The sequence below is a fragment of the Campylobacter sp. MIT 99-7217 genome (assembly GCF_006864365.1).
Taxonomy (GTDB): domain Bacteria; phylum Campylobacterota; class Campylobacteria; order Campylobacterales; family Campylobacteraceae; genus Campylobacter_D.
Genome location: NZ_QHLJ01000004.1, coordinates 173,552 through 182,074 on the forward strand (window position 1 = coordinate 173,552; position 8,523 = coordinate 182,074).

An 8,523-nucleotide genomic window follows, 5' to 3' on the forward strand; every position below is an offset into this window, starting at 1 on the left:
TCAAAAAATAATTAATGACAAAATCATAACTTAAAAAAGGTTAAAAAAGGTTAAAAAAACATACAAATATCTCCGTATTTTTTAAGACATATTTTATATGCTTAATTATAATTTATCTTAGTTGATAATTTATATTAACTAATAATTTATTTAAAGAAAATTTAAGTAAAAAGGGGGTATTATTTAAATTCTATTAAACTTTTATTTATAAAGGAGTTCATATGAAGAAAAAAACTTTGCTAACCCTTTCTTCATTGCTAGTTGCTTCAAGCTTAAATTTGCAAGCCAATTTAATCGATGATGCCAAAAGTTCAGGCTTAGTTCCTCTTCCAAAAGATCAAGCAGGAGTAGACGCTATCTTAAAAGAAAATAAGGTAAAAGCAAGTGCGTTTAGTGTCGAAAAAGCTGAGCTTGGAAAAAAACTTTATTTTGAGCCTCGTCTTTCAAAAAGTGGTATTATAAGCTGTAATACCTGTCATAACCTAGGACTTGGTGGTACTGATGGTGTCGCTGCTGCTGTGGGACATAAATGGACCGAAAATCCCCATCATCTAAATTCTCCAACAGTTTATAACTCAGTTTTAAACACAACCCAGTTTTGGGACGGACGTGCAGGCACTCTAGCTGATCAAGCAAAGGGACCTATAGAAGCAGAACCTGAAATGGCAACTCCTGCAAAGCTAGCCGTTGCAAAAATTTCCTCCTTACCTGAGTATGTGGCCGAATTTAAAAAAATATATGGCAAAAAGGGTGTAACTTTTGATAATATTGCTGATGCGATTGCAAATTTTGAAAGAACGCTCATCACTCCTTCAAGATTTGATGACTTTTTAAATGGCGATGAAAAAGCTTTAAATAAAGAAGAACAAGCAGGACTTAGACTCTTTATCGATAAAGGCTGTACCGCCTGTCATAATGGAGTCAATTTAGGTGGCTCTATGCAAGCTTTTGAAGTAGCTGGCAAGTATAAATTTGCAAATATAGGGGACTTTAAAGGCGATGCTAATGGCATGGTAAAAACTCCAACTTTAAGAAATGTTGCAGAAACTGCTCCATATTTTCATAATGGTGCGATTTGGAGTTTAAAAGATGCGATCAAAGAAATGGGTAGCGTTCAGCTTGGTATCAGCATTAGCGAAAAAGAGGCAAAAAGTATAGAAAAATTCCTCCTTTCATTAACCGGGGAAAAACCAGCGATCACTTATCCACAACTGCCGATTTCAACCGAAAAAACTCCAAAACCTGAGCTTTAAAAGCTTCTTAAGCCCCAAAGGGCTTAAGTTTTATTTAACAAAAATAACAATACAATGCGAGCTTTTAAATTTATGATTTTACTAGGATTATTTTTATCTGTCTCTTAAGGATAAAATGTGAAAAAATGTCTTTTCATAGTAAGTTTAAGCTTGTGTATTTTAAATGCTAAGGATTTGCAAGAAGGCTTTGGTGGTAAGGTCTTTGTGGGTGGAGGTATAAGACATATCAAAAGCAATATAACTCCATTTGCTGATAATCCTTACTTAAGTAGTTATGATGATAAACACTCCAAAATAGCTGCTGTGCCTATAGCTGGGCTTGAGCTTTTTTATAAAGAGCTTTTGGGTCATGATCAAATCTTTTTAAAAAATTTTAATGGCAGGGATCTAAGTGGCTTAGCTGTAGGTTATGAAAAAAGATATATAGACTACAAAACAAGCATTGAATTAGTGAGTTCTTTAAGAGAAAAAGCCTATGCTAATCCCTATGATACAAGTATAAAACGCGAAGAAACTACGGCAAATAAATTTGGTTTCAAACTTTCTCAAGCTTATCATTTTAACGAGGCTTCTAATCTCTATATAAGCTATCTTTTTGCCAAAAATCATATAGAAAAAGAATCTGTTTCTTATAGAAATTTAAGGCGTAAGGGCTTATTTCATCAATTTGAATTTGGCTATAAGCATTCTTTTATCAATGCAAATATAAATTATGATTTTAATGATGCTAAGGGAAAAGCTGAAAGTTTTACAAGATATGGCTTAAGTCTTGGTATACACATCATGCCCATTCAAAACTATATTTTAAGTCCAAATTTTAGCTTCAATAAATATAACAACAAAGGAACAAATTTTATCTTCAATCAAAAACAAGACGGAGATATCTTAAAATTTGGGCTTAGCTTAAGTAAGCTGAAATTTTTAGATCATGAAAAACTCTATGCTTTTGCAAGTTATAATATCCATAAAAAAGACAGCAATATAAACTTCTATGATGAGACTTTTCAGGTATTTTTACTTGGTTTAGGCTATGGTTTTTAACATGCCCTCACAAGCAAAGATAAAGGCTTTTAAACTATAATTGTAAATTTCACAGCTCAAACACAAGCCTTTTTGCCATACAAAGCTAGCTTTTAAGCCTCACCTCGTCCTCAACCTCAAGCAAAAAACGCTCCACAAGCTCATCTTCTTTAAGCTTAGCCACAACCTCGCCATGCCTTATAACAAGACCTTGATTTTTACCAAAGGCTATGGCCACATCAGCTCCTTTTGCCTCGCCCAAGGCATTTACCACACAACCCATAACGCTGATATTTAAGGGTGCTTTTATATGCTTTGTCTTTTCCTCAACTATCTTTATAGCCTTTACAAGATCACTTTGTATCCGGCCACAAGTTGGGCATGATATTATGTTAATGCCGCTTTTTTGTACCCCGCTATCTTGCAAAATAGCCTTTGCGACGCGAATTTCTTCTTCAAGCTCTCCTGTCATAGATACTCTCATCGTATCACCTATGCCCTTTAAAAGCAGATTTCCAAGGGCTATCGAGCTTTTTACTGTGCTGTGAAATTTAGTCCCAGCTTCTGTAACTCCTAAATGAAAGGGATAATCACAAAGAGGACGCAGCCTCTCATAAGCTTCGATAGTTTTTTGTGCATCAGAAGTTTTCATCGAAATTTTAATATCAAAAAAATCATTATCCTCTAAAAGCTTGATATTATACATAGCACTTTCAAGCATGGCATCAATGCCATATCCGTATTTGTCCGCAAACTCCTTTTCAATAGAGCCATGATTTACCCCTATTCTTATAGGAATGCCTCTTTGTTTGCAAGCCTTTACTACCTCTTTAACATTTTCTTTTCCGCCTATGTTTCCGGGATTTATTCTGACTCCATCTATAAATTCAGCACAAAAAAGAGCTAGCTTGTGATTAAAATGAATATCGACTATCAAAGGCAGGGGGCTTTTTGCCTTTATCTCTTTTAAAGCCCTTGCATCAGCCATATCTAAGCATGCCAAACGCACTATATCAGCTCCTGCAAAATAAAGGCGGTTGATCTGCTCTAAACAGCCTTCAATGTCTCTTGTTTTGGTAAAAAGCATGGACTGTACTGAAATTGGTGCGTCTCCTCCAATCAATACACTTCCAACCTTAATCTGCCTTGTTTTATATCTTTTGTATTCCATAAATAAGCCTAAAAAATTTTTCTAAGATTTTAACTTTTTTTAGTTTAAATAAGGTTTATTTTAGAAATTTCAAAGATAGAAAATTTATACTATTTTTATTTGTTATATCATTCTTTATCATAAGCCTTATTTTTAAAAATTTAAAAAATATTCCAAAAATTTTAAAAATCAGTTCGTTTTACGATATAATTTTACCCATAAACCTTTAGGTAAAGGACACAAAATGCACCAACATTCTATCATCATGGGAAATATTCCGCTAGGTAAATTTTTCTTTTTGCGTTTGGAAAATGCTTTTTTGCTCGCTGAAAAAGGCGATATTTTCGAGCTTTTAAGTGATTATGACAATCTTGAAAACGATCTTTTATCTTGGTGCAATTTTAAAGGCGAAAAATTCCTTGAAAAAACAAAAATTAACAATTCCTTTGCCTACAAAATGCTTAAAAACTCAAGCACTAAATTCCATGCCTTTGATCCAAAGCTTTCTATCGCTCCGCTTGAAAATGGTCTTAGTGCAAGAGGAGCAAAGCTTGAAAATGCAAGCCCTCATTATCATTTCAACCTAAGCGTTAAAGATGAAATTTGGAGTGATAATGTAAGCAAAATTTATCAAGAAAGCAAAAGCTCGCAGTGGAATGCAAGCACAGATATAGCTTGGCATGATATACCAAAATACAACCCAAGCCTTGAATTTGCCATAGCTCAAATCATGACCTATCTTGTGGAAAATGAATTTTCAGCCCTTTATATCCCCTCTAAATTCTTGCCGACTATCTCGCCTTTTTATCATGAAGTGCCTTTACTTTTATCAAGTGTGATTGGCGATGAGGCAAGGCATATCGAGGTTTTTATTAAGCGTGCAAATGCTACAGGTCTTGGGCTTCAGTACTCAACCCTTACCACACAACAAAGCCTTTATACGCTTTATAAAGAACAAGACTATCTTAAATCAAGCTTTTTACTGCATATCATGGGCGAGGGAACTTTCATGGACTTGCTAAGCTTTTTAGAAAACTACGCCCAAGATGAGCCTACTAAAAATCTTTTAAGACTAGCTAGAAAAGATGAGGGCAGGCATGTAGCTTATGGAATGGGGCATGTAAAAAGTGCCATTTCAAATAATCCCAAACGCATAGAGCTTCTCAAAGACGCTGTTTTTAGACGCAAGCATTATTTAGACGAATTAAGTGGCGAATCCTCGCTTTTGCTAGAGTCCTTAGCTCTTTTTGCAGGCGGTGGAGATAGTGCTTCAAATTTTAGCTTTGGCTTTGAAGCGGTGGAGGATTTGAAACAAAAAATGGAAAAAAACCGCACTAAAAGGTTGGTAGAATGTGGCATAGATGAGGATTTAGCTCATGATATGAGCAAGTCTCATACTCCAAATTTTATGTAAGCTTTTTCGTGTTTTTAAGCCCTAAAAAGACAAAAAAGCTTAGGCTTTTTCAAATTTAAATCAAGTTTGATTTTACAAAAAAAGGAGAAAAAAATGCTAAGTCTAGAAAACTTAGAAGAAAATGCCAAAGAATTTGGTGAAAAATACATCAAGCCTATCACTAAAAAAGTGGATCAGGAGGGAATTTTTCCAAAAGAAGCTTATGATGCTTTGAGAAAAGAGGGCTTCATGGGGCTTTTAGTGCCTAAAGAATACGGCGGTTTGGGCGGACTTGCGACAGATCATGCTAAGGTTTGCAAGATCTTTGGTAGCTTTGATGCTTCAACAGCACTTTGCTATATGATGCACAATACCGCCACAGCTTGCGTTGCAAATTTTGCTGATGAAGAAATGAAAAAAGAGTTTTTGCCAAAGATTGCTAAAGGAGAAATCGCACTTGCTCTAGCTTATAGTGAAAGTGGTTCTGGGACGCATTTTGGTTCGCCTGATATCACAGAAAAAGAAAAAGCAGGCAAAAGGGTGCTAAATGGACGCAAAAGCTTTGTAACATCGGCTTTACAGGCTGATTATTATCTTACTTACACCAATTCTTGCAAATGCGAGGGTAAAAATAACTGGCTTGTTGATAGAAAGCTTCCAAATTTAGTGCATGAAGAAAGTGCTTGGGACGGACTTGGTATGAGAGGGAATGCCTCAATGCCGGTGCAATACAACGATGTCGAGCTTGATCTTAAATACTTACTTGGCAAAGAAGGAGATGGAGAAAATCAAGTAGGGCTTGTGGCGATGTATTTTGTTATCGGACTTGGTGCTGTTTATAGTGGCTTAGGACTTGCTGCTTATGAGTGTGTGCTAGCTCACACAAAAGAGCGAAAATACACAAGTGGTGGTTCTTTAAGCGATATCGAGCTTGTTAAAATTCATCTAAGCGACATTTATACCAAGGTTCAAAGCTCATCAGCTCTTACTATGGAAGCAGCCAGAAGCTTTGTGGCTAATGAAAAGGATTACGCAGCAAAAATCTTTGCTTGCAGGATCAATGCCACGCACTGCGTTATGGACATTTGCACGCTTGCTATGCGTCTTGGCGGTGGCAAAGCTTATAGCAAAATCTTGCCTTTGGAAAGGTATATGAGGGATTCTTTGGCTTCGCAGGTTATGGCGCCTAGCCTTGATATCTTAAAAGTTTGGCTTGGACAAGCTATAACAGCGTAAAGGAAAAATATGAAAACTATACTTTTAGGAGCGGTAGCTTATGATCCAAAGGTTGTGGGAATTTGGGACATTATCCGTGATTATGCGAATGAAAACGGCTTTAAAATGGACTATGTGCTTTTTAGCAACTACGAAAGGCAGGTGGATTCTTTACTCAAAGGGCATATTGATATCGCTTGGAACACCAACACAGCGTGGATTAAAACCCTTTATGCTACAAACAACAAAGCCAAAGCCCTAGTTATGCGTGATACAGATATAAATTTTACGACTAAATTTGTAGCTCATAAGCAAAGTGGGATTAAAAGCGTTTCTGATCTCAAGGGCAAGATTTTTGGGCTTGGAAGCCTTGATTCTGCACAAGCTGCCATTATGGGACTTTACTATCTTGAGCAAGCTAAACTGAGCCTTAAAGAAGTAAGTAGTTTTGTAAAACCGCAAGCAGATGAGACAAATATCATTCGCTTTAACAGCGACATGGGCAAGCACGGCGATACAGGCAGAAGTGAATTTGATATCTTAGAAGCCATTAGAAAAGGCGAGCTTAATGCTGGAAGTATAGGCTCAAGCACTTATGTTCGCATTATGGCTGAGGGCAGTTATCCTGAGATTGAAAGTTTTTACACGAGTCCTGGGTATTGTCATTGTAATTTCTCGGTTTTGCCAGATTTTGATGAGGACGTGGCTAGGGAATTTAGCTCCATGCTTTTAAGTCAAAATGAGCAAAAAAATAGACCTGAAATTGCCAAAATGATGAGCATGGAAGGGCTTAATGAATGGGTCAAAGTGGGCGAAAACGAACTTGCAGGCTATAAGCTCATTTATAAAGCTATGCAGGAGCAAAATTTGCTTGAAAATAAGCTTTAAGCCTTATAAGAGCAATTGAGCTTTTTGCTGTGTTGTGAAATTTAAGTTTTGTAATACCTAAATAAAAGGACAATCACAAAGCTAACACAGCCTCTAGGCTTCAATTGATCTCTTTTAAGATTTTGCATTAGTCATATCTAAATGACAAATGCAACTATCAGCTCCTATAAAATAAAAGCAGTAATTTGCTCTAAAGAGTATTCTTTCTTGTTTTAGCATTCTTATAAGTCATTTTATAACCCTTTAAATTTAAGAAACTATGCTTTAAAATTTGATCAACACCTTTTCCAACTAAAAGCAAGAATTTGCTCATAAATTTTTATATACTTACAAAAAACTTTTAGATCTTTGAGACTTTTGGATTAAATAAACATTTTCAAAGCTCTTTATGGCTAATTAAAAAATATTTAAATTTTTAAATCAATTTTTGTTTTACTCATATCCAAAGGATAATTTATGTCATTTTGTTTCTTTAATGTTTCAAGTATAAGCTCTTTTTTAAGATCTACTTTGAAACTTTGCATATAGGCTTGAGAGAATTCTTTTAAATTTAAAGATTGTTTAAAACTCTGACTTTCTGGATTTTGACTTTTTAAATTCTCTATTTTTTCTAAATTTTTATCTAAGCTTTGGTCATTTGAATGTTTTATGTCTATCTCAGCTGTTTTTTCTAGTTCTTTTTTTGCTTTTTCTAAGGCTTCTTGTTCAAGTCTTTTTTCTTCGAGAAGTTTTTTGAGATCTTTAAGCATTTTTTTATTTAATTGATCAAATTGATCCATCATATCTTCTAAAAAAGTAGGAGGAGTGTAACCTTCATTTTGAATATAACTTTGTGCCTGAGCTATCATTTGTCCCTTGCTCATCATCTCGCCATACAAGATCTCACCATTAAAATCACTATCCTTTTCTAAGGTCTTATTAAACTCCTCCTCCAAACTTTTGCTTGTAAAATCCCTAAAATCCTCCTCAGCTCTAAGATAACTATAAGCCTCAGTAGCCATAACCGTGGCTACATTACCCCCTGAAGTAGAATAAAAACCACCATTTCCATAGTAAGAATAAATATTTTTTCTCTCCTCATCACTGAGCTTTCCATCATTATTTGCATCAGCTTTTAAATAGCCTCTTTTATAGGCTATATCTGCAAACCAACCTGAAGCAATGCTTTCAGCTTCTTTTTTAAGTATATAAGAGCCATCTTCTTGTAAGCTTATATTACCAGCAAATTTAGCTTTTAAATTTGAAAGATTTTCATCACTGATTTTTAAACTTATCTTTGTATTGCTTACAAAATCTGTAAAATGTATAGTGTTTTTAAAAGAACTTTCCTCATCTTTACTGAATTTAGCATTTTTGGCAAGAGTGGTAAGGTTTTGCTCATCAGCTTTTAAAGCCAAATCTTTACTTAAGCTAGTATAAACACTCTTGCGAGCTATATTTTCAAAGCCTAGATATGTAGTATTGACAAAAGAAAGCATGTATTTTCTTTACTTGTAAAACCTAGGCGGTTTATAATACTGCATAAAAGCATTTGAATAAATACTAGAACTACTTGTTTGAGGTCTATGGTTTGCATTGTAATTATTAGTGTAAGGTCTTTGGTA

At 35.0% G+C, this 8,523-nt stretch carries 7 protein-coding genes; 5 read left to right on the forward strand and 2 right to left on the reverse strand.

Annotated elements, in window-relative coordinates; genetic code table 11:
* Positions 1–221 precede the first annotated feature (221 nt).
* Together DMB92_RS05155 and DMB92_RS05160 are read left to right on the forward strand one after the other, a co-directional pair.
* Entirely contained in the window at positions 222–1,253 is a 1,032-nt protein-coding gene (locus DMB92_RS05155) for a cytochrome-c peroxidase (RefSeq protein WP_142681987.1), read from the forward strand.
* 117 nt (positions 1,254–1,370) lie between these two features.
* The gene (locus DMB92_RS05160) at positions 1,371–2,294 is read left to right on the forward strand and encodes a DUF2860 family protein (RefSeq protein ID WP_142681988.1); all 924 of its coding nucleotides are present in this window, start codon (positions 1,371–1,373) and stop codon (positions 2,292–2,294) included.
* Positions 2,295–2,379: 85 nt separating this feature from the next.
* Here the strand turns inward: DMB92_RS05160 and ispG are convergent, their stop codons facing one another.
* The gene (gene ispG / locus DMB92_RS05165) at positions 2,380–3,444 is read right to left on the reverse strand and encodes a flavodoxin-dependent (E)-4-hydroxy-3-methylbut-2-enyl-diphosphate synthase (RefSeq protein ID WP_142681989.1); all 1,065 of its coding nucleotides are present in this window, start codon (positions 3,442–3,444) and stop codon (positions 2,380–2,382) included.
* 223 nt (positions 3,445–3,667) lie between these two features.
* Here ispG and DMB92_RS05170 point away from each other — a divergent pair, with 223 nt between their 5' ends.
* From DMB92_RS05170 to DMB92_RS05180, 3 genes are all read left to right on the forward strand, one after another.
* The gene (locus DMB92_RS05170) at positions 3,668–4,837 is read left to right on the forward strand and encodes a ferritin-like domain-containing protein (RefSeq protein ID WP_142681990.1); all 1,170 of its coding nucleotides are present in this window, start codon (positions 3,668–3,670) and stop codon (positions 4,835–4,837) included.
* A 93-nt stretch (positions 4,838–4,930) separates the two neighbouring features.
* Positions 4,931–6,052, forward strand: coding sequence for an acyl-CoA dehydrogenase family protein (locus DMB92_RS05175; RefSeq protein ID WP_142681991.1), 1,122 nt, complete (start codon positions 4,931–4,933; stop codon positions 6,050–6,052).
* A 9-nt stretch (positions 6,053–6,061) separates the two neighbouring features.
* Positions 6,062–6,919 carry a phosphate/phosphite/phosphonate ABC transporter substrate-binding protein gene (locus tag DMB92_RS05180; RefSeq protein ID WP_142681992.1) on the forward strand — a complete coding sequence of 286 codons (858 nt, stop codon included), beginning with the start codon at positions 6,062–6,064 and terminating at the stop codon, positions 6,917–6,919.
* A 407-nt stretch (positions 6,920–7,326) separates the two neighbouring features.
* Here the strand turns inward: DMB92_RS05180 and DMB92_RS05185 are convergent, their stop codons facing one another.
* On the reverse strand, positions 7,327–8,397 hold the full coding sequence (locus tag DMB92_RS05185; RefSeq protein ID WP_142681993.1) for a hypothetical protein: 1,071 nt from the start codon (positions 8,395–8,397) through the stop codon (positions 7,327–7,329).
* Positions 8,398–8,523 lie beyond the last annotated feature (126 nt).